General features: G+C 69.8%; 29 protein-coding genes and 1 pseudogene. 12 read left to right on the forward strand and 18 right to left on the reverse strand.

Features of this window, described 5'->3' with window-relative positions; all coding sequences use genetic code 11:
• Window positions 1–693 (forward strand): TetR family transcriptional regulator (locus ACFHVL_RS22480; RefSeq protein WP_416630407.1); only part of this gene is annotated, 693 nt, incomplete at its 5' end.
• Between the two features lie 473 nt (window positions 694–1,166).
• Here the strand turns inward: ACFHVL_RS22480 and ACFHVL_RS22485 are convergent.
• From ACFHVL_RS22485 to ACFHVL_RS22500, 4 genes and pseudogenes are all read right to left on the reverse strand, one after another.
• The gene (locus ACFHVL_RS22485) at window positions 1,167–1,784 is read right to left on the reverse strand and encodes a hypothetical protein (protein WP_416630408.1); all 618 of its coding nucleotides are present in this window, start codon (window positions 1,782–1,784) and stop codon (window positions 1,167–1,169) included.
• Window positions 1,781–3,073 (reverse strand): hypothetical protein, encoded by a 1,293-nt coding sequence (locus ACFHVL_RS22490; RefSeq protein ID WP_416630409.1) that lies wholly within the window; start codon window positions 3,071–3,073, stop codon window positions 1,781–1,783. The genes ACFHVL_RS22485 and ACFHVL_RS22490 overlap by 4 nt, the downstream gene beginning before the upstream one ends.
• Window positions 3,070–3,761 (reverse strand): annotated as a pseudogene (locus ACFHVL_RS22495) (ABC transporter ATP-binding protein). Before ACFHVL_RS22495 ends, ACFHVL_RS22490 begins: the two are co-directional and overlap by 4 nt.
• 137 nt (window positions 3,762–3,898) lie before the next feature.
• Window positions 3,899–4,261 (reverse strand): hypothetical protein, encoded by a 363-nt coding sequence (locus ACFHVL_RS22500; protein WP_416630410.1) that lies wholly within the window; start codon window positions 4,259–4,261, stop codon window positions 3,899–3,901.
• Window positions 4,262–4,457: 196 nt separating this feature from the next.
• Between ACFHVL_RS22500 and ACFHVL_RS22505 the strand changes: the two genes are divergently transcribed.
• Window positions 4,458–4,739: a hypothetical protein gene (locus ACFHVL_RS22505; RefSeq protein WP_416630411.1), complete on the forward strand. Its 282-nt coding sequence runs from the start codon at window positions 4,458–4,460 to the stop codon at window positions 4,737–4,739.
• A gap of 5 nt (window positions 4,740–4,744) precedes the next feature.
• On the opposite strand, the gene ACFHVL_RS22510 is transcribed toward ACFHVL_RS22505, so the two are convergent.
• Window positions 4,745–5,677, reverse strand: a complete 933-nt coding sequence (locus ACFHVL_RS22510; protein ID WP_416630412.1) for a methylenetetrahydrofolate reductase — start codon at window positions 5,675–5,677, stop codon at window positions 4,745–4,747.
• 48 nt (window positions 5,678–5,725) lie between these two features.
• Between ACFHVL_RS22510 and ACFHVL_RS22515 the strand changes: the two genes are divergently transcribed.
• Window positions 5,726–5,878: a hypothetical protein gene (locus tag ACFHVL_RS22515; RefSeq protein WP_416630413.1), complete on the forward strand. Its 153-nt coding sequence runs from the start codon at window positions 5,726–5,728 to the stop codon at window positions 5,876–5,878.
• Between the two features lie 93 nt (window positions 5,879–5,971).
• Here the strand turns inward: ACFHVL_RS22515 and ACFHVL_RS22520 are convergent, their stop codons facing one another.
• On the reverse strand, window positions 5,972–8,275 hold the full coding sequence (locus ACFHVL_RS22520; protein ID WP_416630414.1) for a hypothetical protein: 2,304 nt from the start codon (window positions 8,273–8,275) through the stop codon (window positions 5,972–5,974).
• A complete protein-coding gene (locus ACFHVL_RS22525) occupies window positions 8,272–8,706 on the reverse strand; it encodes a DivIVA domain-containing protein (protein WP_416630415.1) in 435 nt (144 codons plus the stop codon). Before ACFHVL_RS22525 ends, ACFHVL_RS22520 begins: the two co-directional genes overlap by 4 nt.
• 60 nt (window positions 8,707–8,766) lie before the next feature.
• Here ACFHVL_RS22525 and ACFHVL_RS22530 point away from each other — a divergent pair, with 60 nt between their 5' ends.
• The 3 genes from ACFHVL_RS22530 (at window position 8,767) to ACFHVL_RS22540 (ending at window position 10,685) form a co-directional block, all read left to right on the forward strand.
• Complete coding sequence (locus tag ACFHVL_RS22530) at window positions 8,767–9,114, forward strand: hypothetical protein (protein WP_416630416.1); 348 nt, start codon at window positions 8,767–8,769, stop codon at window positions 9,112–9,114.
• Between the two features lie 96 nt (window positions 9,115–9,210).
• Entirely contained in the window at window positions 9,211–9,399 is a 189-nt protein-coding gene (locus ACFHVL_RS22535; RefSeq protein ID WP_326551797.1) for a hypothetical protein, read from the forward strand.
• 146 nt (window positions 9,400–9,545) lie between these two features.
• On the forward strand, window positions 9,546–10,685 hold the full coding sequence (locus tag ACFHVL_RS22540; protein WP_416630417.1) for a helix-turn-helix domain-containing protein: 1,140 nt from the start codon (window positions 9,546–9,548) through the stop codon (window positions 10,683–10,685).
• On the opposite strand, the gene ACFHVL_RS22545 is transcribed toward ACFHVL_RS22540, so the two are convergent.
• Together ACFHVL_RS22545 and ACFHVL_RS22550 are read right to left on the reverse strand one after the other, a co-directional pair.
• Window positions 10,682–11,302 (reverse strand): NUDIX hydrolase, encoded by a 621-nt coding sequence (locus ACFHVL_RS22545; protein ID WP_416630418.1) that lies wholly within the window; start codon window positions 11,300–11,302, stop codon window positions 10,682–10,684. The genes ACFHVL_RS22540 and ACFHVL_RS22545 overlap by 4 nt on opposite strands.
• Before the next feature lie 37 nt (window positions 11,303–11,339).
• Entirely contained in the window at window positions 11,340–11,555 is a 216-nt protein-coding gene (locus tag ACFHVL_RS22550; RefSeq protein ID WP_416630419.1) for a hypothetical protein, read from the reverse strand.
• Between the two features lie 594 nt (window positions 11,556–12,149).
• Between ACFHVL_RS22550 and ACFHVL_RS22555 the strand changes: the two genes are divergently transcribed.
• Window positions 12,150–13,856 carry a S8 family serine peptidase gene (locus ACFHVL_RS22555; RefSeq protein WP_416630420.1) on the forward strand — a complete coding sequence of 569 codons (1,707 nt, stop codon included), beginning with the start codon at window positions 12,150–12,152 and terminating at the stop codon, window positions 13,854–13,856.
• Between the two features lie 99 nt (window positions 13,857–13,955).
• Here the strand turns inward: ACFHVL_RS22555 and ACFHVL_RS22560 are convergent, their stop codons facing one another.
• Together ACFHVL_RS22560 and ACFHVL_RS22565 are read right to left on the reverse strand one after the other, a co-directional pair.
• A complete protein-coding gene (locus ACFHVL_RS22560; RefSeq protein WP_416630421.1) occupies window positions 13,956–15,020 on the reverse strand; it encodes an SDR family oxidoreductase in 1,065 nt (354 codons plus the stop codon).
• 195 nt (window positions 15,021–15,215) lie between these two features.
• Window positions 15,216–15,626, reverse strand: coding sequence for a RidA family protein (locus ACFHVL_RS22565; RefSeq protein ID WP_416630422.1), 411 nt, complete (start codon window positions 15,624–15,626; stop codon window positions 15,216–15,218).
• Window positions 15,627–15,710: 84 nt separating this feature from the next.
• Here ACFHVL_RS22565 and ACFHVL_RS22570 point away from each other — a divergent pair, with 84 nt between their 5' ends.
• The 3 genes from ACFHVL_RS22570 to ACFHVL_RS22580 all read left to right on the forward strand — a co-directional run bounded on the left by ACFHVL_RS22570 (window position 15,711) and on the right by ACFHVL_RS22580 (window position 17,370).
• A complete protein-coding gene (locus ACFHVL_RS22570; protein WP_416630423.1) occupies window positions 15,711–16,109 on the forward strand; it encodes a winged helix-turn-helix transcriptional regulator in 399 nt (132 codons plus the stop codon).
• A 282-nt stretch (window positions 16,110–16,391) separates the two neighbouring features.
• A complete protein-coding gene (locus ACFHVL_RS22575; protein ID WP_416630467.1) occupies window positions 16,392–16,949 on the forward strand; it encodes a CocE/NonD family hydrolase in 558 nt (185 codons plus the stop codon).
• A gap of 160 nt (window positions 16,950–17,109) precedes the next feature.
• On the forward strand, window positions 17,110–17,370 hold the full coding sequence (locus ACFHVL_RS22580; RefSeq protein ID WP_416630468.1) for a PucR family transcriptional regulator: 261 nt from the start codon (window positions 17,110–17,112) through the stop codon (window positions 17,368–17,370).
• Window positions 17,371–17,428: 58 nt separating this feature from the next.
• Here ACFHVL_RS22580 and ACFHVL_RS22585 read toward each other — a convergent pair whose 3' ends face one another.
• Window positions 17,429–17,845 carry a GNAT family N-acetyltransferase gene (locus ACFHVL_RS22585; RefSeq protein ID WP_416630424.1) on the reverse strand — a complete coding sequence of 139 codons (417 nt, stop codon included), beginning with the start codon at window positions 17,843–17,845 and terminating at the stop codon, window positions 17,429–17,431.
• A 144-nt stretch (window positions 17,846–17,989) separates the two neighbouring features.
• Here ACFHVL_RS22585 and ACFHVL_RS22590 point away from each other — a divergent pair, with 144 nt between their 5' ends.
• A complete protein-coding gene (locus tag ACFHVL_RS22590; protein ID WP_416630425.1) occupies window positions 17,990–18,718 on the forward strand; it encodes an aspartate/glutamate racemase family protein in 729 nt (242 codons plus the stop codon).
• Window positions 18,719–18,789: 71 nt separating this feature from the next.
• Here the strand turns inward: ACFHVL_RS22590 and htpG are convergent, their stop codons facing one another.
• From htpG to ACFHVL_RS22620, 6 genes are all read right to left on the reverse strand, one after another.
• A complete protein-coding gene (gene htpG, locus ACFHVL_RS22595) occupies window positions 18,790–20,700 on the reverse strand; it encodes a molecular chaperone HtpG (protein ID WP_416630426.1) in 1,911 nt (636 codons plus the stop codon).
• Window positions 20,697–21,863 carry an ABC transporter ATP-binding protein gene (locus ACFHVL_RS22600; RefSeq protein ID WP_416630427.1) on the reverse strand — a complete coding sequence of 389 codons (1,167 nt, stop codon included), beginning with the start codon at window positions 21,861–21,863 and terminating at the stop codon, window positions 20,697–20,699. Before ACFHVL_RS22600 ends, htpG begins: the two co-directional genes overlap by 4 nt.
• A complete protein-coding gene (locus ACFHVL_RS22605; RefSeq protein WP_416630469.1) occupies window positions 21,860–22,585 on the reverse strand; it encodes an ABC transporter permease in 726 nt (241 codons plus the stop codon). Before ACFHVL_RS22605 ends, ACFHVL_RS22600 begins: the two co-directional genes overlap by 4 nt.
• Before the next feature lie 131 nt (window positions 22,586–22,716).
• Window positions 22,717–23,520: a molybdate ABC transporter substrate-binding protein gene (gene modA / locus ACFHVL_RS22610; RefSeq protein ID WP_416630428.1), complete on the reverse strand. Its 804-nt coding sequence runs from the start codon at window positions 23,518–23,520 to the stop codon at window positions 22,717–22,719.
• Window positions 23,520–23,912, reverse strand: a complete 393-nt coding sequence (locus tag ACFHVL_RS22615; RefSeq protein ID WP_416630429.1) for a TOBE domain-containing protein — start codon at window positions 23,910–23,912, stop codon at window positions 23,520–23,522. The genes modA and ACFHVL_RS22615 overlap by 1 nt, the downstream gene beginning before the upstream one ends.
• Window positions 23,913–23,967: 55 nt before the next feature.
• On the reverse strand, window positions 23,968–24,543 hold the full coding sequence (locus ACFHVL_RS22620; protein WP_416630430.1) for a TetR/AcrR family transcriptional regulator: 576 nt from the start codon (window positions 24,541–24,543) through the stop codon (window positions 23,968–23,970).
• A 79-nt stretch (window positions 24,544–24,622) separates the two neighbouring features.
• Here ACFHVL_RS22620 and ACFHVL_RS22625 point away from each other — a divergent pair, with 79 nt between their 5' ends.
• Window positions 24,623–26,494 carry an ABC transporter ATP-binding protein gene (locus ACFHVL_RS22625; protein ID WP_416630431.1) on the forward strand — a complete coding sequence of 624 codons (1,872 nt, stop codon included), beginning with the start codon at window positions 24,623–24,625 and terminating at the stop codon, window positions 26,492–26,494.
• Window positions 26,495–26,542 lie beyond the last annotated feature (48 nt).

Here is a 26,542-nt window from a genome sequence, read left to right on the forward strand (position 1 = left end):
GGCGGTGCGACCCAGCCGGGCGGTGCGACCCAGCCGGGCGGTGCGACCCAGCCGGGCGGTGCGACCCAGCCGGGCGGTGCGACCCAGCCCGGCAGCGCGCGACGGAACGCGATCGCCGACGCGGCCATCGACGTCTTCATCCGGTACGGGTTCAAGAAGACGTCGATGGACGACCTAGCCCGGGCGGCGGACATCTCCCGGCAGGGGCTGTACCTGCATTTCAAGACCAAGGAAGAGCTGTTCATCGCCGCTGTGGAACGGTTGGTGACCGGGGTGTGCTCGGCGACGCAGGCGGCGTTCGCCCGCGACGATCTCGACGTGTCGCAGCGGCTCCTGGGCGCGTTCGAGGCGTGCCAGGCGCCGGGGGTCGGGGCCGCGGTGCACGGCAACTTCGAGGAGTTGCTGAGCGCCGCGGCCGCCCTGCGCTGCTCGCTGGCCGGCCGGATCGAGCAGGGACTGGTCGACGGGGTGGAGCGGATCCTGACCGACAGTGGTGTCGCCGACCGGTGGCGCTCCGCCGGATTGACCGCCCGGGACCTGGCCGAGCACCTGCACGCCACCTCGTTCGGGCTCAAGCACAAGGTCCCGTCGGTGGAGGGGTACCGCGCCGGGATGCGGACCGCCGTGACGATCGTGCTCGCCGGTGACGACCCGCCGTCGGGACGCGCGGCTACTCGGGGCGGCTGGTGGTGAGTGCGGAGGCGCTGGTCGCCTGACTGAGCGCGGTGACGGCCTGGATCCTGCCAGGACCAGCCGTCGCCGACCCACCTGTTCGCCGACACGTGCCCGTCTGCGGCGCGGACGAAGGCGTACGGCAGCTTTGCCTCGCTCGGCCCGCGCGCAACGGTGATCGCCCCGACGCTGGCGACGATCGGGCTTCCCGACGACACGAAACCCAGCTCGGTCCAGATCCAGCTGGCACCGGTCCACCAGGTCACCCGCAGCTTGCCATCGATGATATTGAAGACGTACGGCCGTTGGATGGCGTTGGGTCCGTCCTGCACCGCGACCGCCCCGACCATCTGCGCCGAGGTCGGGTTCGGCACCGGCGAGCCGAGCGGGTCGACCCGCCACACCGCCTGCGATTCGGGCACCTGCCCGGCTGGCGCGGCGTCCGCGGGCGGCGTCCGCCGGCCCGGCGGACGCCGCCGCCGTCGGCAACGGCATCATCGCCCTGCTCGCCATCCGCCTCGCCTGGCAGGCGGTCGGCTGAACCGCCACACCGCCACCGCCGCGCCGATCAACAGCAGCAGTAGCGCTTGGACGAAGGCCGGCTCGGAGTGGGCATCGGCGATCGGCCACGCCCACCAGCGCACCAGTCCACCGGCGCCGGTGCCGAACAACGCGCTGACGATCACTGCGCCGACCGGCACCACCGCTGCGAGCCGCGCGCCGATGAGCGGAGCGACGATCTGCGCCAGCCCGAGGCAGCCGATGAGGTTACGCAGGTATCCGGGACCGAGCTGCCACCAACCGGCCGCCGAGGTGACACCGACCGTCACTGCAGTCACCGCCGCCATCGTCGCGGCGACGCCCAGGTCGCGGGTCGCCACCGAACGCACTGCAGTGGCGTCGAGATCACCGCTACTGCGGTCGATGCCGTACCAGACGAAGACGATCGGGACGAGCGGCAGCAGCAGTGCGAACACGACCGGCACCAGCAGCGCCCCGGCCAGGCTGGGCAGCGGCAGCACCTCACCGCCGATCATCATGGCGGCGACGAGGCTGGCTGCGAACGCGACAGTCACCATCGTCAAGGCACGGGTACGCCACCACCAGTTCACTGTGGAACTTCCGACGCGAAGGACTCCGGGTCGAGACGGGGCGCAGTGGTGCAGTCGGCCAACGGCGCGAGATTGGCCTGGTACCAGGCGAACTGTCGATCAGCATCGAGCCGACGCACCTGGACCGCCAGATCGATCAACTCCGGCGGCGCGACCGGGCCGAGCTCCGGGGCCGACAAACCGGCTACCAACGCCATCCACACCATCAGGACGGGGCGGCTGTGGGCACCGGGCCACTCCCCCTGCGTGGCGCATTCGGGGAACGTGTCCGGGACGACGCTGGAGACCAGGCTCAACACCGCGACCTGCGGGTCCGGATTGGCCGGCAGGACGATGAAGACAGCTTCGGTCGCGCTGTCTTCCTTGGTGGTCACCGTGCCCGGCAACGTTATACCGACCTCGGCGAGCCGGGCGTACGCCGACGCCAACGCCGGCTGAACAGCCCACCGGGTCTCCGCCTGCTCCGGCCACAGGCAGAGCGCGGGCCGCTCCCCCGCGCAGTGCGGTGCGCCGGCACGCGGGCTGCCGGAGGAGGGGCCGAGCGGCGCCGCCACCGTGACCGCTACGGCGAGCAGCGCGGCGAAGCTCACCGCACCGCCAATGCGGGCCCGGCGGCTGCCGGCCAGGGCGATCAGCGCGCCGGCACCGATGCCGACGGCAAACAGCGCGGTAGCCAGCAGTGCTCGACTGTCCGGCTGCCGATCGATCGCGCAGCAGCCTTCGAAGGACAGCCCGTTGAGGTGTCGAATCCAGAACGGCTCGACCGCAGCCGGGTAGGCCAGCCAGATGTAGGAGCCGCCCAGGCTGACCGGCAGCGCGAGAGCGGGCGGCAACCATCGACCAAGTCCGTAGCCGACCACGGTGTGCCCGACCATCACCAGCAGATAGACACCGATCAGCCCGAGATGCGGCCTTCTGGGGGCACCGGCTGCGGCGGGTGCGGTCGACAACAATGCCACGACCACCCCGGCCAGCCCCATCAGCAACGTCGGGGCGACGGCGACGAGTACGACCAGCCACATGGGCCGGGCGACGGTCTGTTTGTCGATGCCGCCGCTGCGGTGCCGGACCCCTTCCCACGCGGCGCAGACCGCACAGACCGGAACGACGATGAACAGCATCAGGTTGGCCTTGGCCACTGCGGCCATCCAGTACCCTGGCGTCACCGTCTCGACGACTGCCGAGCCTTGGAGCAGCACCAGAGCCAGCATCGGCACTGTCACGTAGGTCTCGGCGCGACTACGCCAGGCGTAGACCGTCCGCCAGCCGCCGACGTTCCGCACGCTCATGCCTCAGCGCCGATGAACTGCACGTATGCGTCCTCGGCTCGTCGTGACGGTTCGACGCCCGGTCGGGCCAGCGCCAGAAAAGCCGGCACCCCACCATCGAAGCGTATGACGCCATGGTCCAGCACTGCCACGTGTTGATATATGTCGCTGATGTCCTCGGTCTGGTGTGTCGACACGAGCAGGTCGACGTCGCCGACGACCGAGTTGAGCACTTCGCGCAGCATCCGTCGCTGCTGCGGGTCCAAGCCGGCTGATGGCTCGTCCATGACGATCAGCTTCGCATCATGGACAAGAGTCTGTGCGATCCCGACCCGGCGGAGCTGACCGCCGGACAGCGCCTTGCTGGGTCGCTCCGCCAGGTCCCGCAAGCCAACGCGGTTCAGGGCTTGGGCCGCATTGGCCCAGGCATCACGGCGGTTGAGCCCTTTCAGCCAGCCTGCGTAGGCGACCTGCTCCCGCACCTTCAGGCCGGGCATCGCGGCGACGTGCTGCGGCAGCCAGCCGACCGAGCGGCGATACCGCGACCGGGTGCGCCGGGCGTCGCTGACCAGGTCTCCGACTCGCACGGTGCCCACGTCGGGCCGCAGCAGCCCCACGATCAGCGAGAGCAGTGTGGATTTTCCAGCGCCGTTGGGACCGAGCAGCACAGTCGCACCGCGCCGAACTCGACGGTCAGGTTACGGAACACCGGGATATCTTTGCGATACCGGAAAGAGCAGTCCGCGATCAGTACGGGCACCAGGTCGACCTCTGAGAGCAATTTGCACGGCAGATAAGGGTGGCGAGCCAACACCTGCGGCTGGCTCGCCACCCCATGCTAGACGATCAAGGCGTCAGATCAGTAGTAGTGGTCAGCGAGTTGACGTTGACTCGCCACCCCGAGGTCGATCCGTTGATCTTCTTGATCGTCCAGTGGTAACTGCCGACGTCAGTCATCCGGCCCCAATTGAATGTCCCACACGACGTGGTGCGCTCGCCGTACGTCGCGTAAGGGAGCTGCCAGGTCCTGTTACGAGCTAGATCGAGAGTGGCGTTCTGATAGGTTCCCGTGACCACCGAACAACCGGACCACACCGTGCGAGTTGATGCCGAATCGCTGTTGTTGTCAGTCCAGTCACGGGACTGGAATCCGGTGAGGGCGTTGCTGACACTGCTCGACCAGCTTCCCTCGGCACGCACCGGCGACACCAAAGTCATACTGAGAAGCAAGCCACCCTCGTCAACCCCGTTATGATCAAGCAATGAACCGCCAGTCACAATTGATCTTTCTCATCCGATGTCTGAGCTCGGCAGACGCAACGAAGAGCATGCGAGCAACTTTTTCTCGACAAAAACGAGAGTGAGGATCGTCACTACGAGGCAACCATCCGAGTGGTCGGATGGCATGGGTCAGCCATGCCGGCAGGTGTCTCCCCGGCCGGTGCGATGCGGCCGGTGCGATGCGGCCGATGCGACGCGGCCGGCACCGACCGGAACCCTGACCCGGACGTACGCCGCCTTCGTCGGGCTGACACTGCTCAACCCGATGACGATCGCCTACTTCGCCGCCCTCGTGGTCGGCCACCAGGGCGACACGATGGGTTCAAACAGCAACCCGGCGCTCGTCGGCACGGTGTTCGTCATCTCGACGAGATCAACAGGGCTCGCGGCGCGGACGCGACTGTGACGACGTCAACGGTTCCGGTCGAGCATCGCCCGAAGTTCGGTCGCGAGGGAGACCGCCGCCTCGATCTCGACCTTGCGGATCGACACGCTCTCCACGTGGAAGCCGAACGGCAACCCGAGACGGCGGCAGAAGTCGAGCAGGTCACTCGCGTTGCGTAGGCACTGGGCGTACGACTCGGCGAGTGGGTCATCGGCGCGCCGCAGCGCGTTATCCAGCCAGCGGGGGACGTCGACGCCGAGCCACTGGAGAAACGACAACGTCTTGAGCGACCCGCACACCGACATGGTCAGCACGACGGTACGCGGCGCCACACCTCGATCAAGGCACGCGTAGTAGTAGTCCGACAGCATGCTCTTGGTCGCATCTACGTCGTAGACGACCTGGGAGATGAAGAACGCGCAGCCCTGCTCCTGCTTGGCCAACATGCGCAGGTGCTCGTCACGGCCACGGGTGTACCGCTCGGTGATCGTCACCGCGCCGGCCAGCAGATCCGGCCGAGTCTCACGGCGTACCTCGTGCGCCCGGGTCAGGCTGGTGTGCACCGGCTTGTCGCGCGACGACGAGCCAACGAAGACCGCGCCAACCTGATCGGTGTCCGCCGTCGTCAACCACGACCGCAACTGCGACTCCGGGTACTTGCCGACGCAGCGGTAGACGATCACCGGACGGTGCCAGGCACCGAGGTGTTCGGCGTGGAAGGCAGCCGGATCGGCGGTCGGCAGGTACGGGAACGGCCGCTCGTCCGGGTTACGGTCTGCCTCGTCGTCGATGTCGTAGAGCACCAGGGCGTCGAGGTCGAGCGGCGCGAGCCGATCGAGGGTGACCTGGGCGATCTCGCGCATCCGCTCATGTGAGGCGTCGCGACGCGGCGGGGTGATGCCGAACAGCAGCAGCCCGTCCGACCCGCCGCCGAAAAGCGAGTGGGGTGTGTGGGCCATGTCGGCGAGAATATCGACCGGCGATCGGCCCTCAACGACGGAGAGCACTTGGAGGACGTCCCGTACCCGGGCCGGGTAGTCACGAAGCGTCGACTTCCCCGGCTGGAGTGCTTCGAACTCCTCGCCGTCCACCACCTTGATCCATCGAACGCCGGTGTCCGACTGGTTCTGCTCCGTGCCTGGGAGGCGGCGCTCGGCTGAACCACCTCGTCGATGTGAGGCTGAGATACCGAATGTTGGCGGCGTAGGGTATCTCAGCCTCACATCGACGCAGACCCACAGCGGGCTGGGTGGTCAGGTGGCGGGTGGGTGCAGGCGTAGGGCGGTGACAGCGGCGGGCAGGTCGGCGGCGGCGACGACCCGGCGGACGGTTTGCGGGCCTTCGCGTACGTGCACCGCGCAGTGGGACGCAGCCAGCACGACGATCACCGTCTCGCCGGCGTAGTGCGCCGCGAGCAGCGACAACAACGACACCAGGCTGTCGGGTGCAGGACCACCGGGAGCCGGGCCGTCGGACGCCGGGCCAAGGTCAACGGCAGGCGTTGGTACGGATTGCGGTACGGCGATCGGGGTGCCCTGCTCGGCCGGCACCGCCGAGCTGGTGTCGACCGACAGGTACTCGATGGCGCGGGTCAGCGCCTGCCCGAGCGCGGGCCGGTCCGGGTACGCGTTCAGGCCGAAAGCCGCACCGGCCGCGCCAGCGGCACCAGGCTCGCCAGCGGCACTGGGCGCAGCCGGCGCGCTTGAGGCACCGGGCGGGGCGAAGTAGGCACCCCAGGAGACTCCCTGCAGCTGGTACGGCGTACCGGCGTTGTGCCGGTGGTCGGCGACGGTGACGACCAGGGCCAGCCCCAGCCCGTGGGCCAACGCTAGTGTGCTGGCCAGCGGCGGCGCGTCGGGCGGCTCAGCGAGTAGCAGCACCCGGCCGCCGGGATGCCCGTTGGCGACGTTCGCCAGGTACGCGGTCAGCGGGTCCTGCCCAGGGTGGTCGAGGGTGGCCCAGCCGTGCCACAGCTCCTCGGCGTAGACCCGGGCGTGGTCGTCGAGCGGCGTGAGCTGCGCCAGGCTCACCGGCTGTCCGCGTACGGCCAAATCGGCGAGGTGCGACGGGAGCCGGTACGGCGGCGGCACCTGGTGGATGGGTTTCCCGCCGGGCTGGCTGCCGATCTGCGGAGCCGCAACGGAGGCAGCGTCGGGGGCAGCCCAGTTGAGGTGCCGGGCCCAGTGTTGCCCATCGGTGACGGTGACGACGACGCCGTGCCGGACCTGGTCGGTGTCGCCGCAGCTGAAGCAGCGCAGCAGGCCGGAGCCGTGCCGGCCGCTGAGCCCGGCACCGCCGCAGAAGCGGCATTCCGGGTCGGCGTCGGCCGCGCCGACGGTGCAGATGCAGCGCCGCAAGCCCTGCTCCGGCACGCAGTACGGGCATGGCTCGAATGGGATCGCCGGCCCCTGCCAGCTCGGCGGCGGCGGTTGCCACGATCGGGCTAGCTTGTCGACCGTACCGCGGCGAATTTGTCCGGTGTCGCGTTCGGTGAGTTCCTCGACGACGGCGACCACCCGCAGGCTGGTGTGCCACCAGCGGCCGTCGCGCCAGATGGCCTGCGCGCCCGGGGTCGGCACGCCGGTGACCAGGGTGGTGCAGTCGGCGACCATTCGGCGTTCGAGCTGGTCGAGGTCGAGTTTCGGCGGCCCGATCGGGAGGCCACCGGGCTGGTTGGGGTGCAGATAGTGGGCGGGGACGTCGCGGCTGCGATCGGCAAGCCCGGTGGCCAGGCCGGTGAGGTCGGCGGCGACGATCGCCTCGTCGAGGCTGTCGGCTCCGCTGACGCTGCCGGCGAACGTGTCGCCGACGTCGGTGTCGGGCAGTTCGAGGCGCAGCTGCCAGCGGTGGCGGCCGTCGCCGTACGGCTCGGGTCGGGTTTCGACGACCAGGTCGAGGCAGAGCAGTTCGGCGAGGGCGCAGAGTTGGCCGAGGTGGCGGGCCGGGTCGGGGCGCGGCGGCCGGGTGGTGCGGCCGAGCCAGATCCGCCACGGGTACGTGGCTCGCTCGGCGATCGCGTCGGCTTCTAGGGCGTGCCGCTGCTCGGCGGGCAGGTCGGGCCGCCACTCGTTCGGCAGGCTGAGGCCGACGGCGAAGATGTCGCGGTCGGGGGCATCCGGTTCGTAGACGTGCTCGGCGCCGACTCGGCCGGCGAGTTCGGCGACGACGGCGTCGAGGTCGAGCAGCCAGTGGCCGTCGCGGTGCACCGGGGCGAGCGCGCCGGGCACGATGTTGACGGAGGCGACGGCCGCGGTGTCGACGTTCGCGACGGTCAACACCAGCTGGGCGCGGCGGCGGCCGAGCCCGGCGCAGGACAGGCAGGTCGAGCAGGTCGTGCCGGTGCCGCCACAGACCCGACAATCGCGGTACGCGGACCCGCCCGCCGCGGCACCGGTGGTCCGCTGGTCGTCGCTGACGATGAGCTGGTCGCCGTACCAGGTGCAGCTGCACCGCCGGGAGGTGATGCCACCGCCGTCGCAGCTGGCACAGTCGACGACGGTGACGCCACGGTTGTCGGGCTCGGCCTTGTCCTGATCGGCCTTGTCCTGGTCGGTCACCGGGCGGGACCCGCCGGGTAGTAGACGGCGGCCTGGCCGATCGTGGCCTGATGGGCGGTGACCTGGTTGGCTGCGGCCTGGCTGATCATGGCCTGGGTGGTCTGCCAGCGGCGCAGCGCGTCTTTGATCCGGTCGTTCTGCTCCCAGGTGCGGTCAAGTTCGGCGTAGATTACGCCGAGGTCGTAGGCGATCCGGTCGAGGAACGCGCCGACTTCGACCGGGTCGAGGCCCCGGGCCGCGACACCTGCCGCGCGAAACTGCTGGTTGCGGACCTGCCAGGGCCGGATCGGCCGGTACGCCGCCGAGCGCATGTTGTTGCCGGGCACCCGGTGCACGCCGGGGCCGTTGCCGGCCGGCCAGCGGCTGGGCGGGGTCGACGCCATTCGTCGGCGTCCCCAGCGGACCCGGATTCGTTGCCAGAGCTTGCGCATGGATGGTGCTCCTCCCCTGTGCCGTGCGGTGGATGGTGGTGGTGTGCGTGGTGGATGGGGGTGGCCCGGCCCCTTGCCGACTCGGGCAGGGCCACCCCCGGCCCCAACCACCGCAGCCTTCCTTGGCAGTACGGCGACCAGGGCAGATCGTGGATTCCGTTGCGTGAGCTGTGGAGCGCCGAGTCAGGCGCAGTCGCCCAGGTCGGGGCGCGCGCCGAGCGGGCTGACGCCGCTGCGCTCGCCGGCACGGGTGCCGGAGCCGGTGTCACCAGTCCGGCCATCCGGCGGCGACGTGGGCTCGCCGCCCGGCAACGCCCCGGGACCGCTCCCTGGGTCATCCCAGTCCGACCCACACGACCGCCACCGGTCGTCATCCATCTGCGTCACGGCCGCCTCAACCTCCTCTGAAGATGTGCCTGACTGAGAATCACCCATCCCCCTTACGAGTGTCAACCCCGTCAAGTTGACGCAGATGACACTAGTCATCTCCGTACGGTCGTTGACATGCGGTTGGCAGGGATCTCCGAGATCCAGCAGATGCTTGGTGGCGTCTCCCGCCAGCGGGCATCCGAGATCGTCAACCGCTCGTCGTTCCCCGCGCCGCTGGACACCCTCGCCATGGGCCGGATCTGGTCCCGCGCGGCGGTCGCCGAGTGGATCCGCATCCACCGACCGACACAACTCGAAGACTGAGATCCAACCTCCCGCTCGCCGACGTCGCCCAGTCGACCTGTCCTCGCGCCACCTCTGACAGACCACAGTGGTTAACTCCCACTTGCTAACCCCTGTCGATGAAGGTCCGCATAGGGCAGTCTGAGCGTGACCCGGACGGAGGCGGGATGAGCACGCTGAAGGCAGCACGGGAGTCACGCGGGTGGTCACAGGCGAGGCTCGTTCACGAAATCGCCCGGCGACGCGCCGCCGCTGGCGCAGCTACCGCTACTCGGGCAAGCCTCAAGGTCTACGTATCCGAGTGGGAAAACGGTCGCCGATCAGTCAACGACGAATACCGCGCCGTCCTGCGGGCCATTTTCGGGCTGACCGACGCCGAGCTGTTCGGGACAGCGACGACGGCAGGCGAGACGCTCGACAACGCGTACGCCGAGCTGGCCAAGCGCATCGAGGCGTCCAAGTCGGTCGACGTCGGGTTGGTCAGCGTGCTCACCCAGCAGACCGAGATCTTCCGCTCCATCGACCGCCAGATGGGCGCCCCCACGCTCGGCGATCAGATGCGCACCCACGTCGAGACCCTGGAAAACGCCCTGGCGTACTCCGTGCTCCCATCCGCGCGACGGCCGGTCGCGCGGGCGCTCGCCGGTGCCGCGACGCTGGCCGGCTGGCAGGCGCTCGACGTCGGCGCTGTCGACCGCGCCTGGCGCTGCTACGAGTTGGCGCGACGAGCTGCGGTCGAAGCCGCGAGCCCAGCACTGGTCGCGCACGCCATGGGCGAGCAGGCGTACGTCCTGGTCGATGCCGGCAAGCCGGAGCTTGCCCGCATGCTGATCCTGGAGGCGTTGGCCGTGGCCGAGCGGAAAGCACCCGCCCGGTTGCTCGCATGGCTACACGCTGCCCACGCCGAGTTCGCCGCCATTCTGTCGGACGCGTCGGCGGCTCACGCCGCGCTGGACCAGGCCGCCGCGACGCTGCCGGCCGGGCCGGAGATGCGGGACGAGGAGGTGGCCGGGATCTTCCTCAACGAAGCCCACCTGACGCGCTGGCGCGGCAACGCCCATGCCCTGCTGGGCGAGCGCTCGGCGGTCGACGAACTGCATGCTGCCCTGGCTGCGATGGACGGCACGTTCACCCGAGCTGAGGCTGGTCTCCGGATCGGCCTCGCTCATGCCCACCTTGCCAGCGGCGACCTGCGCGAAGCCGAGCAGGAAGCACGACGTGCGCGGGCGCTGGCCAGCCGGACCGGATCGCTCAGAAATCAGCGACGCCTCAACCAACTGATGACCCAAATCACCGCAGCTGTCTAGCCCTTTGGTACGCCGAACGCCAGCACGTGCAGCAGTCCGACGATCGAGCCGGAGCCGAGGATCTCGTTCCGGTCCAGCAGCCCTCTGATGCTGGCGAGTGGCACCCACGCGACCTCGCCGGCTTCGTCAGATGCCGCTGGCCGGTTGATGAACGTCGCCCCCTTGGCGTAGTAGACGTCGTGCGGCGAGTCGATCATGCCGACCATCGGCTGATACGAGATCAGGTGCCACATGGCCGTCGGCCGCCAACCGGTTTCCTCCTCGACCTCGCGGGCCACGGCTACCGCCGGGCTCTCGCCGTCGTCGACGATCCCACCGGGAAGCTCCCACCCCCACTGGTCCGACACGAACCGGTGCCGCCACAGCATCAACACCTGGTCCTGATCGTTGACGACGACGCCGATCGCAGCCCGAAACAGCCGTACGACGTGATGCTCGAACCGCTCGCCGCCGGGCGGCTGGACGTCGACCAGGTCAAGGCTGACCCACGGCCGCCGCTCGTACACGGTCCGCGCCCCGAACACCTGCCAGCGATGGACATCAGAAGGCCCTGATCCGGTGCCGTCATCGATCCGGCTCCGCAGCAGCCCATCGGCTCCACCCGTCGCATCGCCCATACCGGCCAGCCTATCGACGCAGCCCTTCGCATCACCCTTACACCCGATCCTCGACAAGGGTCACCACGACGGCGGACACGGACACGGCCAGCGTTATCGCACCCCGTACGTCGAGGAAGTTCGACTTCCCGGACGCGTTGAACCCCAGCAGTACGGTCAGCGGGCCCAGCGTCACGTCACAGCCGGCGAGCGACCGGAAGCCGCGCACCCGCACCCGCCGGACGAACGGCGTCGTCGGATCAAGCGCGTTCATCGGCGGCTCCCTTCACTACCAGCGGCCGGCCGCAGCGTCCGGTGGGTAACCGGTCCACACCTGCCGGTGCCGACCCTACCGCCGACACCCAGCCGGCGCGCCGACCGTCGCCAAAGGGATGGTTCGTCCTGACAAAACGGATTATCCAGCTTAGAAGGAATTGTCACACGTAGCTTGATCATCAGTGATTCGACAAGTGAGAGCGATCACGCATGGAAGCTAATTTTACAATTTGGTGAACAGCTCCTGGCCACACCCCATGCTTAACATCGTTCATTCATGTTGCCGATAATCGAGGTCTGGCTCTGCGGGTAGACGCGTGATCCAATTGCAATCGGCGGGCCGAGCGCTCTGCCCGGCCGCAGCGCCCGGAGACCCCGGCGACTGCCGAGCCGGGCACACCGTCTAATCCACGGATAGTGCAAGATTAACCGCGCCCAGGAGGGCAGTCTCTCCATGTTCACGCGATTTCGCTATCGTCATCATGCAATCGCAACGGCCGCAGCTTCCGCAGTTCTGATCGTTTTCGGGGCCACTCCGGCGCTGGCCCAGCCGACAACCGCACTTGCCCCCCTGCTGCCTGCGGAAAATGGCGTGCCGGATGGTGGCTACATCGTCGTCGTCAAGGATCAACCGGTCATCGGCGGCGCGGCCAACGAACCCGCTGCGGTCGCCGAGCGCGCCGGCGGTCGGGAGATCCACCGGTACTCACGGGTGCTGCGTGGCTTCTCCGCGAAGCTGGATTCCCGCGCTCTCGACGCGGTGCGGGCCAACCCGAACGTGGCTGAGGTACACGCCGACTCGCGGGTCCAGGCCATCGAGACGCCGCCCGCAGGTGGGGCCACCACCCAGCCCAACCCTCCGTCGTGGGGCCTGGACCGCATCGACCAGCAGAACCTTCCGCTCAACCAGCAGTACAACTACGGCACGGTCGGCACCGGCGCCACCGTCTACGTGCTGGACAGCGGGATCCGTACGACGCACACCGACTTCGGCACCCGGGCACAGTTCTCGTACGACGCGGTCAACGACGGAAACAGCCCGGGTGACTGCCACGGCCACGGTACGCACGTCTCGGGCACCATCGGCGGCACCTCGTACGGCGTCGCCAAGAACGTCCAGATCCGCGACGTGCGAGTGTTGGACTGCTTCAACGGTGGCACCCACGCGGACCTCATCGAGGGTCTGGACTGGGTGACCCTTAATGCCGGGCCGCGTTCGGTGGCCAACATGAGCCTGCAGAACTACGGCACTGTGGTCAACACGGCTGTCGAGAACATGATCGACGCCGGAGTGCTCGCGGTCTTCGCGGCCGGCAACAACAACGATGACGCCTGCAACAACAATCCACGGTCGCCGCGCGGGATCGTGGTGGGCGCGACCACGATCTCCGACACCCGGTGGTCCAGCTCCAACTTCGGCTCCTGCATCGACATCTTCGCCCCCGGTGACGGCATCACCTCGGCCGGCAACGTCGGCGACACTGCGGTCGCCTCCGGCTGGTCCGGCACCTCGATGGCCGCGCCGCACGTGGCCGGCTGGGTAGCCCGATACCTGCAGAGCAACCCGGCCGCGACCCTGGCACAGGCGAAGGCTGCGCTGACCAGCGCCGCGACCACCAACGTGCTGACCGGTATCGGCACCGGGTCGGTCAACCGACTGCTGTACGCCGACCCGGGCGGCACGGTCACCGACACCGTCGCGCCGTCGACCCCCGGCGCCCCGGTCGCCTCGAACGTCACCGCGACCTCGGCCACGCTCACCTGGACGGCGTCGACCGACAACGTCGGGGTGACCGGCTACGACATCCAGCGGTCCACCGGCGGGGGCACGTTCACGCTGGTCGGCACCTCGACCACGAACTCGTACGTCGCGACCGGGCTCACCGCCGGGACGACGTACCAGTTCCGGGTACGGGCCAGGGACGCCGCCGGCAACCTGTCCGCCTTCTCCTCAACGGTCACCGTGACGACGCCGACCTCGTCGGGCACCTGCAACGTCGCCTACACGATCAGCAGCGGTGGCTCTACCTTCACCAGCAACATCCTCATCACGAACACCGGCACCAGCACCATCAACGGCTGGACTCTGGCATTCACCTTGCCCGGCGGGCAGTCGTTCGGCAGCGGATGGTCGGCCACCTACAGTACGAGCGGCCAGAACGTCACCGCGACCGCGCTGTCGTGGAACTCGACTCTCGTACCGACTGGTACGGCGAGCATCGGGTTCAACGGCAACGGTGCCGGCACCAACGAGCCGACCGTGTTCACCCTGAACGGGGCACCCTGCACCGTCTCCTGACGACCGGGCCCTGAGGTCCATCATCGAAGTGACGCCTACGCACCATAAAACGTCGTCGAGACGTGCGTAGGCGTCACCTCGGTGCGGTAGCCCGGCCGGTCAACGATCGATCAGGCTGGTCGCCATGTCCAGCACGGCCTCGTCGACACTGCGGGGCCGCCAGCCGAGCGTCGCCCGTGCCTTGTCGCTGGACGCCTCACGGACCGTCCCGAGTTCGGGCAGCACGAACGCGGCCCGCGGACTGAACCGGGCCGCAACCCGTACCGCCCAGTCCGGCAGGGCCCGCGTCGGCACCCGGCCGGCCGCGTCACCGAGCCGGTCGCGCAGCAGTGCGGCGATCTGCGGCAAGGACCTGCCGCCGGAGCTGGCCAGCAAACGCTCACCGGCGGCGGCCGGGTCGGTCATCGCCCGGACGTGCAGGTCGGCGACATCGCGTACGTCGACCACGTTGACGTACATCCGGGGCAGCACCCGTTGCCGGCCGTCGAGCAGCTTGCCGACCAGGTCGGCCCAGAGGGACAGCTCCGGGCCGAGCGCCGGACCGAACACCCCGACCGGGTTGATCACCGCCAGCTCCATCCCGCCGCCAGACACACCAGCAACGCCAGAGATACCAGCAACGCCAGCGTCGTCGGATCCGGCCATCAGGTCCCAGGCGGCGCGTTCGGCGTACAGCTTCGATTTCGCGTACGCCGACATCGTCTCGCCGCCGGTCGGGTCGCTCCAGTCTGCCTCGGTGAAGATCCGCTTGCCTGCCGGGTGGCCGAATTTTACCGCGGCGAACGACGAGGTCAGCACCGTACGACGGACCCCGGCGGCGCGGGCGGCGCCGAGCACCCGCAGTACGCCGTCGCGGGCCGGCTCGATGATCTCGTTCTCGTGTTTCGGCTCGGCCAGCGGCACCGGGGAGGCGACGTGCAGCACGTAGTCGCAGTCGGCGACCGCCGCCGGCCAGCCGTCGTCGGAGAGCAGGTCGGCGATGGCGAAGCTGAGGTCGTCGCCCGGCTCCACCCCGCCTGCGGTGACCATCGAGCGCACGTCGGCCTGCCGACCCGCCGAGCGTACGGTCGTCCGCACCCGGTAGCCGTCGCGCAGCAGGCGTAGCACGCAGTGCGCGCCGATGAATCCGGATCCGCCGGTCACCAGCACCAGTTCGCCGCCCAATCCGGCCTCCGTCCGTTGTGTGTCGGGGGTGGACGTTGCGCCGGCCGCCCGCCTTGTCGATCGCCAACGGTATACCTGGGGCGGCGGCCGACCTCCGACCGTACGTCTGCGACGCGCTCGAATCAGACGAGCGGTTATCGAGACCAGCACCGTGAGGGTCACACCTCGGTCGGGCGATGACTCGGCGGGCCGTGGTCAGTCGAGGACGGCGTCGGCCTCGATCTCGACGGCCACGTCCGGGGCGTACAGCACGTCGACGCCGATCAGCGACGACGGCGGGAGCGGCTGCGGGATGCCCAGCTCGTCGGCGACCCGGCCGACGCCGGCCAGGAAGTCGTCCATCTTGTCCAGGGTCCAGTTGGTGACGTAGAAGCGCAGGCGTACGACGTCGGCGAAGGTCGCGCCGGCGCCGGCGAGCCCGAGCGCGGTGTTGCGCAGGGCCTGCGCAACCTGGCCGGGGAGGTCGTCGACGCCGACGGGTTTGCCGTCGGCGTCGCGACCCACCTGGCCGGCGACGTGCACCTGACGGGTGCCGGTGCCGATCGACACGTGGTGGTACGGGACGGGCTTGGCCATGCCGTCCGGGCTGAGCAGTTGCACGGTCATCGGAGAGTTCCCTTCGTCGACCAACGATCTCGGTATCCGATGTCTACCTGGTATCCGAAGGGAACTTCAACGATACTAGGTGTCATGCCGGAAACCCCCCAGATCACCGCTCAGCACCGCGCACTACTCGACCAGGTGCTGGACAAGTGGTCACTGCGGGTCCTCGACACCCTGTGCGAACGGCCCCGACGCTTCAACGAGCTGCGCCGGGCGATCCCGGTCGTCACCCAGAAGTCGCTCACCTCGACGCTGCGCCGGCTCGAACGCAACGGGATGGTCGAACGGGTCGTGGTCGGCACCCGCCCGCTCGCCATCGAGTACCGAATCGCCCCGCTCGGCAAGACCCTGCAGGACCTCATCGACGCGCTTCTGCACTGGACGACCGCCAACATGGCCGATGTCGACCGCGCCCGCGAACGGTTCGACGCCGAGACCGACCGCGGCGGACCCGCTAGCACGCCAGCAACGAGCGCAGCACCCTGATTGTCTCGTCAGGTGCCTCCTCGGCCATGGAGTGCCCGGCCGAGGTGGTGCGGTGCTCGAGATCTGCCGCCCTGGGGCGCCACAGCGCGGCCGCGTCGTAGCCAAGCGCGGTGCCCCAGTGCGTACCCCTCAGCCACCGCTGCCTCCCACGCCGCAACCAAACACCGCCGGCTTCCGTCACCGAATCGAATCATCCCGATCACACCGGTCGGTGGGTGCCGTCCTGCGCCGCGCGGATGGCGGCACGGCCGGTGCGGAGACGGGCTGCGGGTGCCCGTCATGATGGACGCCAGCCCGTACTACACGACGCTGTGCCGGGGCAACGACTCACAGTGCAAGCGGGACCTCGATGGCGACGGCCTGCTCGACAAGTGGCCGCTGTGCTACGACAACTACTTCGTGCCGCGCGGCTACGCGATCATCCTGCTGGACATGGTCGGCACGGGTAGGTCGACCGGCTGCCCCACCACCAACGCCAACCGGGCGCTGGGCAGCCGGGCACCAGGCAGCCGGCGCGGTCGGGCGGTCACGACGGCACCACGGCCACCAGCGCCGGCCCCGCGCTGTCGTCGCGGGTCAGCTCGATCGGCGTACGGTCGTCGACCACCAGCCGGTAGCCGTCCCGGTCGGCCACCTCGACCGGCACGGCGAACTCGCAGTACGTCGGGATCCGTTCCACTTCAAGGTCCTCCTCGAAGGCCGCGACCGAGGTCCCCGGCGGCAGCTCACCCACGGCGAGCACCCCGCCGGCCGGGCCGAGGATCCGAAACGGCGCTTGATTGTGGAAGAACGTGTACGCATCGGTGCCGGCGCAGTCAACCCCTGCCGGGCGAATGTTGATGTCCCGGACCAGCACCCGCACGGTGACCGCCGACCGGAGCTCCGGGTCCACCGCGCCGCCGCAGGCCGCCAGAGCCAGGGCGGCCCCCACGGCACCGACCAGCAGCGCGGCGAGGACCGACCCGCAGTGAAAGGACAACCTGGTCAAGACCTCGCTGGGGTGCATCCGGGCCTGGAGCGGATGCTGCGCGACGACGCCCACCAGGTGCTGTTGGAGACCCTGGAGGTCTACCTTGACCTGGCCGGTAACGCGCAGGCCACCGCCGAGCGCCTACGCCTGCACCGCACCACGCTCTACTACCGGTTGCAACGGGTCGAGCAGTTGGCCGACACCGATCTGAAGGACGGAAACGAGCGGCTGTGCCTGCATCTGGCGCTGAAGCTGAGCCGGCTCACCCGCCCACCCCGGTCCGACGACTGACCTACCCCGGCCAGCCAGCTGACCAGTCCCGGCTGTCGGGTTCGCCGGCCACCGGCGATCACTCGTCGAACGCCCAGGCGAGCACGACCTGCCCGTCCTCGCTGGCGCCGCCCGCCCGCCGGTAGGTCGCCAACGCCGCTGTGTTGTCCCCGTCGGCGATCACCCACATGCCGAAACAGCCTCGGGTGCGCGCCAGCTCGGCGAGCGCGGCGACCAGCGCCTTGCCGATCCCCCGACCCTGGTACGCCTCGTCGACGCCCAACTCGTACAGGAACATCTCGGTGCCCTTGTCCGGGTGGGTCATCTCCACGCCGGTGATCATCGCCGCCGGCGTGCCGTCGTCGAGGTAGGCGATCAGCAGGTGGTGCCGCTCGTCGGCGACGAATCGCACGGTCGCCGGTCGACTCGGCCGCTCGTCGAACAGGTGGCCGGCGGCGAGCACCTCATCGACCCGGGTGACCCGACGAATCTCCATGTCGACGATTGTGCCGGCAGACGGCACGGCACCGCCACCCGCGGCGACAGCCGACACATCAATGGTTGGTGCCAGCAGTCGGCCGCCGATGTCCGCGGTTGAATATGCACCCAGCGGCCGGGGTCCGGGTGGCACGATGGCCACATGTTGACGATCGGGATGCTCGGCGGCATGAGCTGGGAAAGCAGCGCCCACTACTACCGGCTCGCCAACGAGTTGGTACGCGAGCGGCGCGGCGGCCACCATTCGGCCCGGTGCCTGCTCTACTCGGTCGACTTCGCCGAGATCGAGCGCATGCAGGCAGCCGGCGAGTGGGACGACGCCGGGCGGATGCTCGCCGACGCCGCCCGCCGGGTCGAGGCCGCCGGTGCCGACCTGTTGCTGCTGTGCACCAACACCATGCACCGCGTCGCCGACCAGGTCGCCGACGCGGTGCGGATCCCGCTGCTGCACATCGCCGACGTGACCGCCGCCGAGGTTCGCCGGCACGGGCTGCACACCGTCGGGCTGCTCGGCACCGCCTTCACCATGGAGCAGGACTTCCTGCGCAGCCGGTTGGCCGGCCACGGGCTGACCGTGCTCGTGCCGGAGGCCGACGACCGCAAGATGATCCACAAGGTGATCTACGACGAGCTCTGCCTCGGCGAGGTCACCGAGTCGTCCCGCGCCGCCTGCCTGAAGGCGATCGACCGGCTGATCGGTGCCGGCGCGCAGGGGGTGATCCTCGGCTGCACCGAGATCGAGCTGCTGATCCGCCAGCAGGACACCGCGGTGCTGCTCTTCCCGACCACGCTGCTGCACATCACCGCCGCTGTCGAGCAGGCCATCGCGGCCGAGGCCACCGCCGTAGCCAGGGCCGTGGTGACGGCGTGACCCCTCGGAGGATTCCGATCCTCCGAGGGATCAGCGCACGATCGCGGGCGGGTCGACCGCCGCAACGACGATCAGACGGTACGGGCCAGCCGGTCGGCGAGCAGTTTCGCGAACCGGGCCGGCTCGTCCAGCTCGCCACCCTCGGCGAGCAGCGCGGTGCCGTACAGCAGCTCGGCGGTCTCGACGAGAGCCGGGTCGTCGGCCCGGCTGCCGTACGCCTCGCGCAGCCCGGTGACCAGCGGGTGGGCCGGGTTCAGCTCCAGGATCCGCTTGATCTTCGGCCCGTCCTGCCCCATTGCCCGGTACATCCGCTCCAGCGCCGGGGTCATGTCGCCGGCGTCGCCGACCAGGCACGCCGGTGAGGTGGTCAGCCGGGTGGACAGCCGTACCTCCTTGACGTGGGCGTCGAGGGTCTCGCCGAGCCAGCCCAGCAGCGGAGCGTACTGCTCCTTGCGCTGCTCCCGCTCCGGGTCCTTGCTCGACTCGTCCTCGCCGTCCAGGTCGACCTGGCCCTGGGCGATCGAGCGCAGCTGCTTGCCGTCGTAGTCGGTGACCGAGGCGACCCACATCTCATCGACCGGGTCGGTGAGCAGCAGGACTTCGTACCCCTTGGCTTTGAACGCCTCCAGGTGCGGCGAGTTCTCGATCATGGTCCGGGACTCGCCGGTCATGTAGTAGATGTCGGTCTGGCCGTCGGGCATCCGCTCGATGTACTGCGCGAGGCTGGTCAGCTGCTCCGGGTCGTGGGTCGAGGCGAACGACGAGATGTCCAGGATCGCCCGCTGGTTCTCGAAGTCGTTGAGGAGGCCCTCCTTGACCGCCCGGCCGAGCTGGGTCCAGAAGGTGCGGTAGCGCTCGGCGTCGTTGTCCATCAACTCCTTGACCGAGGAGAGCACCTTCTTGACCAGCCGGCGGCGGATCAGCTGGATCTGCCGGTCCTGCTGCAGGATCTCCCGGCTGATGTTCAGCGACAGGTCCTGTGCGTCGACGACCCCCTTGACGAAGCGCAGGTACTCCGGGATCAGCGCCGCACAGTCGTCCATGATGAACACGCGCTTGACGTACAGCTGCACGCCCCGCTTGGCGTCGCGCATGAACAGGTCGTACGGCGCCTGCGCCGGCACGAACAGCAGCGCTTCGTACTCGAAGGTGCCTTCGGCCTTCATGTGGATGATGTCGAGCGGGTCGTTCCAGTCGTGGCTGACGTGCTTGTAGAACTCCTTGTACTCGTCGTCGGTCACCTCGGAACGCGGTCGCGCCCACAGGGCCTTCATCGAGTTGAGGGTGACCGTCTCGCTGACGGTCTCCCCCTCCGACTCGCCGGGGCGCTCGGTCCGCGTCCGGATCGGCCAGGCGATGAAGTCCGAGTAGCGCTTGACGATCTCCCGGATCTTCCATTCGTCGGTGTAGTCGAAGAGCTGGTCTTCTTTGTCTTCCGGCTTGAGATGCAGGGTGACCGTGGTGCCCTGCGGGGCGTCGTCCACCGGCTCGATGGTGTAGGTGCCCTCGCCGGACGACTCCCAGCGGGTCGCCTCGGTCTCGCCGGCCCGACGGGTCAGCAAGGAGACCCGGTCGGCGACCATGAAGGTGGCGTAGAAGCCGACCCCGAACTGCCCGATCAGCTCCTGGGACGCCGTGTCCTTGGACTCCTTGAGCTTGCGCAGCAGCTCGGCGGTGCCGGATTTGGCGATCGTGCCGATCAGGCTGACGACCTCGTCACGGGACATGCCGATGCCGTTGTCCCGTACGGTGAGCGTCCGCTGCTCGCGGTCGACCTCGATCTCGACGTGCAGATCCGAGATGTCGACGTCGAGGTCCTTGTCGATCAGCGCCTGCAGCCGCAGTTTGTCCAGCGCGTCGGAGGCGTTCGAGATCAACTCCCGCAGGAAGATGTCCTTGTTCGAGTAGATCGAATGGACCATCAGCTGCAGGAGCTGGCGCGCCTCCGCCTGGAACTCACGCGTCTCAACCCCGGTGCTCAATTGGGTTCCCTCCCTGGAGACGAACTACCTTGGGAAGCCGAGCTTCCACCGAGAATCGTACGGTCCGGTCCAGCGGGATACACCGCGGTCTCGGTTGCCTTCAGACTCGCCCAGACCTGCTGGCCGGGACGCAGTTCGAGATGGGCGGCACCGGACGTGGTGACGTCGACGCCGAGGGAGATCGGCCCGGTCAGCTCCACCCGCAGCCGATCGCCGTTGGGCACGAGTGCGGCGACCGTGGCCGGCCAGGTGTTGCGCGGGCTGCCGTCGGGATGCTGCGCGAAGATCGCGACCGCCGACGGCGGGAACGCGACGAACACCTCACCCTGCTGGGGCTCGGCGACGACGAGAGTGAACCCGCCGGGCAGCGTCACGACCACCCCGTCGGCCCGTCCCCGGTAGAGGTTGAGCCCGACCAGTCGGGCGACGTACTCGGTGCGTGGGCGGGCGGTGACCGTGGCCGCGTCGCCGGACTGCACCAACGTACCGTCTTCGATGATCATCAGCCGGTCGGCGAGCACCATCGCGTCCAGCGGGTCGTGGCTGACCAGGACGGCGACGCCGGTATGCGTGGCGAGGTGCTGGCGCAGGTCGGCGCGGGTGTCGATCCGGGTCCGGGCGTCCAGGGCGGCGAGCGGCTCGTCGAGCAGGAGCAATTGCGGGCGTACGGCGAGTGCCCGGGCCAGCGCGACCCGCTGCGCCTGCCCACCGGACAGTTCCCGGGGTCGGCGGTCCGCGTAGCCCGGTAGCCCGACCCGGTCCAGCCAACCGGCCGCCTCGTTTCGGGCGGCCCGACGCGGCATTCCACGACTACGCGGCCCGAACGCCACGTTGTCCAGCACGCTGAGGTACGGAAAGAGCAGGTAGTCCTGGAAAACGACCCCGATACTGCGCCGGGCGGGGGGTACCAGCACCTGCCGGGCCGGATCGTCCAGCGGGGTGCCGCCGATCCGCAGGTGACCACCGTGTAGCGGCTGCAGGCCGGCGAGCGCCCGCAGCGCGGTGGTCTTGCCGGCACCGTTGGGCCCGAGTAGCGCTACCACCTCGCCGGGGGCGGCAGCCAGCCGCAGGTCGAGGGTGAAGCTGTCCCGCTCGACGACCAGGTGCGCGTCCAGGTGGGCGGCGGGGGTCGACGCCCGCGCCACCTGCGGGTCGACGTTCACCGCAGCCCACCCACCCATCGGTCGCGCAGCCCGGCCAGGATCACCACCGAGACGACCAGCAGCAGCAGGCTGAGCACGACCGCGGCTTCCAGGTCCTGCTCCAGGGCGAGGTAGACGGCCAGTGGCATCGTCTGCGTACGGCCGGGGAAGTTGCCGGCGAAGGTGATGGTGGCACCGAACTCACCGAGCGCCCGCGCCCAGCAGAGCACCGAGCCGGCGGCAATGCCGGGTGCGACGATCGGCAGGGTGACCCGACGGAAGGCGGTCCACCGGCCGGCGCCAAGGGTGGCGGCGGCTTCCTCGTAGCGCGGGTCGGCGCCGCGCAGCGCGCCTTCGACGGCAATGATCAGGAACGGCATGGCGACGAACGCCTCGGCCAGCACCACGGCGGTGGTGGTGAACGGCACGGTGATGCCGAACGTGGTGTCGAGCCAGCTTCCGACCAGCCCACGCCGCCCGTAGACGAGCAGCAACGCGAGCCCGCCGACCACCGGCGGCAGCACCAGCGGCACGGTGACCAGTGCGCGGATCACGCCGCGACCGGGGAGCCGGGTACGGGCCAGCAGCCAGGCCAGTGGCACGCCGAGCAGCAGGCACAGCACGGTGGCCGCGGTGGCGGTCACCATCGACAGCCGGAGCGCGTCGAGGACACCGGGCGCGGTGAGTCGCTGCGGCAGCTCCGCCCATGGTGTCCGCGCCAGCAGCCCGACCAGCGGCAGCATCAGGAAGGTCAGCCCGGCCAGGGCCGGCAGGGCGAGAAAGACCGGCAGCGGGCTGCCCGCCTGCCGGCGGTCGGCCCGGCGACTGATCGCGCGGTCGGCCCGGCGGAGGTCGCGGCGGGCGTCGCGGTCGGTCACGGGGTCTCGAAGCCGGCTTCGGCCAGCACCGCCTGTCCGGCGGCGGAGCGGACGTACGCGATGAAGGCATCCGCCGCAGCCCGGTTCGCCGCCTGGGCCAGCGGCACGATCGGGTAGTCGTTGACCGCCTGCGCCGATTCGACGAACTCGACCGCGTCCACCTCGCCGGCGGCGGCCGCGGCGTCGGTGCGGTAGACCAGTGCCGCGTCGACCTCGCCGAGCCGCACCTTGGACAGTGCCGCCCGCACGTCGCGTTCCAGGGTGACCGGGACGAGATCGTCTCCGGCGGCGTCGAGGGCGGTGCGGGCGGCTGCCCCGCAGGGCACCTGCTCGGCGCAGAGGGCGACCTTGACTCCGGGCGCGGTGAGGTCGGCCAGGCCGGTGACGCCGGCCGGGTTGCCGTCCGGCACGGCGATGACCAGCTGGTTGCGGACGAAGACGGCCGGCTCGCCGGCGGCGTCGCCGGCGTCGACGACCGTCGCCATGGTGGCCGGGCTGGCGGCGGCGAAGACGTCGGCCGGGGCACCGGCGGTGATCTGCTGGGCGAGCTGTGAGCTGCCCGCGAAGCTGAAGGTGACGGTGACGCCGGGGTTGGCCGCCTCGAAATCGGCACCGACCCGGGTGAACGCATCGGTCAGCGAGGCGGCGGCGAGCACGGTGAGCGCTCCGGTGACCGACGCCGGTGTCGCGCCGGCACCGGAATCGCCAGCGCCGCCGGGGGCCGAGGCGGTGTCGGCACAGCCGGCCGTCACCACGGCGACGGCACCGACGAGCAGGGCGGAACGCAGGTTCCGGCGCATCAGTTGCTCCGCTCGACGACGACGTTGGTGGATTTGATGACGGCGGTCGCCGGGGCGCCGACGGTCAGGCCGAGCTGGTCGACGGCCTCCCGGCTCATCAGCGAGACGATCCGGAACGGACCAGCCTGGATGTCGACCTGGGCCATCACGGTGTCGCGGGTGACGGCGGTGACGATGCCCCGCATCCGGTTGCGGGCCGACGACCGGCCGACGCCGTCGTCGGGGTCGTCGGCCAGCGCGCGGGCGAAGGCCGCAAGGTCGGCGCCGTCGATCTCGCGGTGCCCGGTGCCGTCGCGGGTGGCGGCGAGTCTGCCGGCGTCGATCCAGCGTCGCACGGTGTCGACGCTCACGCCGAGCAGCTCGGCGGCCACACCGATCCGATAGGTCGTCACCTGGCCAGCCTAGCCCCGCAGATGCGAGGAAAAGCACTCGGGAAGCTAGCAGATGCTAGGAACCTAGCGACTTGCGCAGACTGCGCAGGCACTGGTTGAGCGCCTCGTAGCGGGGCACCGCGTCGTCGTTGACGTACTGCCAACCGGCGTAGAGCAACGCCCACAGCAGTTGCTGCCCCCAGGCCGGGTCGACCTGCGGGTCGATGCTGCCGTCGGCATGGCCGCGTTCGATCAGCCGAAGCATCGACCGGTCGGCGTCGGTCTGCTCGCTCCACTCGGGCCGGCAGGCGTGCTGCGGGTCGTTGAAGATCATGGCGAGGGCGTCGCCGAGGGCGAAGTACTCGTGGCAGAGTCGCTCGATGGCGGCGAGCGCGGTGCCCTGGTCGAGGCGGGCGCGGTCGGTGGCACCGGCGATCTGCTCCAGCACGTGCTGGCTGAGCCCGTCGATCAGGTCGGAGCGCTCCGGGAAGTAGCGGTGCAGTGTGGTGCGGCCGACGCCGGCCTCGACGGCGATGTCGCCGAGGGAGGCCGCCGGGTCCCGGGACAGGGCGGTGATCGCCGCGTCGAGGATGGCCCGCCGGGTCCGGGCCCGGGTCGCCGTCTCCGCCGCGCCGAACTGTGCTTCCGCCATGTGCGGGAAACTACCGTACGACGTGCCGTTAGCGAATGTTTGTTGACGCTTCTGGAACATAAGTGTTCCACTTGAAGGTATGACCGCTCCGGCCAACGTCGAACCCTCCGCCGCCGATCCCAGCCTGCCCCGGCTCCGCCTGCTCTGGTCGTTCGCCCGGCCGCACCGCCGCGCCCTGGGCCTCGGGCTGCTGCTCGCGCTGCTCGGATCCGCCGGCAGCCTGGCCACCCCGATGGTCACCAAGTGGGTGTTGGACAGCCTCTCCAGTTTCACCTCGCTGCGCGGACCGGTCCTCGCCCTGCTCGGCCTGCTCGCCCTCGGCGTGGTCATCTGGCTCTGGCAGTGGATCCTGCTCGGCACCGTCGGCGAACGGGTCGTCCTCGACGCCCGCGAGTCGATGGTGCGCCGGCTGTTCCGGGCCACCGTGCCGGCGGTGACCGGCCGGTCCACCGGCGAGTATGTCACCCGGGTCACCTCCGACACGGTGCTGCTGCGGGAAGCCGCCTCGGCCAGCGTCATCGGCCTGATCAACGGCTCGGTCATGCTGGTCGGCACGCTGGCGCTGATGGCAGTCCTCGACCTGGTGCTGCTCGGCGCGACCGTCGCGGCGGTGGCCGTGATGGCGTTCCTGTTCAGTCTGCTGATGCCGGGCATCGCCAAGGCGCAAGAGCGGGCCCAGGAACACGTCGGCACCCTCGGGTCGGTGCTGGAGGGGACGCTGCGGGCGATCCGGACCGTCAAGGTCAGCCGGGCCGAGCAGCGCCAGTCCGACCGGATCGTCGGCGAGGCCCGCGAGTCGGCCCGACAAAGCGTACGGGCGGTCCGCCGGGAGGCCTACGCCTGGACCATCGCCTGGAGCGGGATCCAGCTCGCCATCATCATGATCCTCGGGATCGGTGCCTGGCGGGTCGGCACCGGAGACCTCGCCGTGTCCAGCCTGATCGCCTTCCTGCTTTACGCCTTCGGGCTGATGGAGCCGGTCACCACGCTCAGCCGACATCTCACCGCGCTGCAGTCGGGCATCGCCGCCGCCGGCCGGATCCGGCAGATCGAGGCGATGCCGGCCGAAGCCGACCCCACGTCGGCGCCGGACAGTGACGCCGACACACCGGCCAGAGCCGGCACCCAGTTCGGCGCCACCGGCGACGACCGGCCGGTGCTGGAACTACGGCAGGTCACCGCCGGCTACGGCCCGGACCAGCCGGCGGCCGTACGCGACGTCGACCTGGCCGTGCCCCGGCGCGGCCACGTGGCGATCGTCGGCCCGTCCGGTGCCGGAAAGACCACCATGTTCTCCCTGATCCTGCGGTTCCTCGCTCCGCAGCAGGGTGAGCTGCTGCTCGACGGCACGCCCTACCCGGCGTTGAACCACACCGAGGTCCGGCAGCGACTCGCCTACGTCGAGCAGGACACTCCGGTGATCCCCGGCAGCATCCGGGAGAACCTCACCTTCACCTATCCGGACGCCACCGACGCCGAGATCCGCCGCGCGCTGCACGCCGTCCGGCTCACCGAGAAGGTCGACTCGCTCAGCGACGGGCTGGACACCCCGCTGAGCCCGTCGTCGATGTCCGGCGGGCAGCGGCAACGGATCGCGCTGGCCCGCGCCATCCTGCGCCGCCCGGACGTACTGCTGCTCGACGAGGCGACCGCCCAGGTCGACGGGCTCACCGAGGCCGCCATTCACGACTGCATCCGGGAGCAGGCCCGGCACGGCGCGGTGGTCACCATCGCGCACCGGCTCTCCACCGTCATCGACGCCGACACCATCGTGGTGATGCAGGCCGGGCGGGTTCGGGCACGCGGCGACCACCAGACGCTGCTGGCGACCGACGAGCTGTACCGCGACCTGGTGGAGGCGCTGCACATCGCACAGGCCGGCGACCGCGCCGACCCGCGGGCCGACGGCCGCCCGGACGCCGGCGCGCTGCTGGCGAGCACCGCCGGCTGAGTCGTTTCGCCCGGCCGGCCAGGGGTATCCCGCAGGTCGGCGAGGTGG

It is taken from the genome of Micromonospora sp. LOL_023 (assembly GCF_048060115.1).
Taxonomy (GTDB): domain Bacteria; phylum Actinomycetota; class Actinomycetes; order Mycobacteriales; family Micromonosporaceae; genus Micromonospora_E.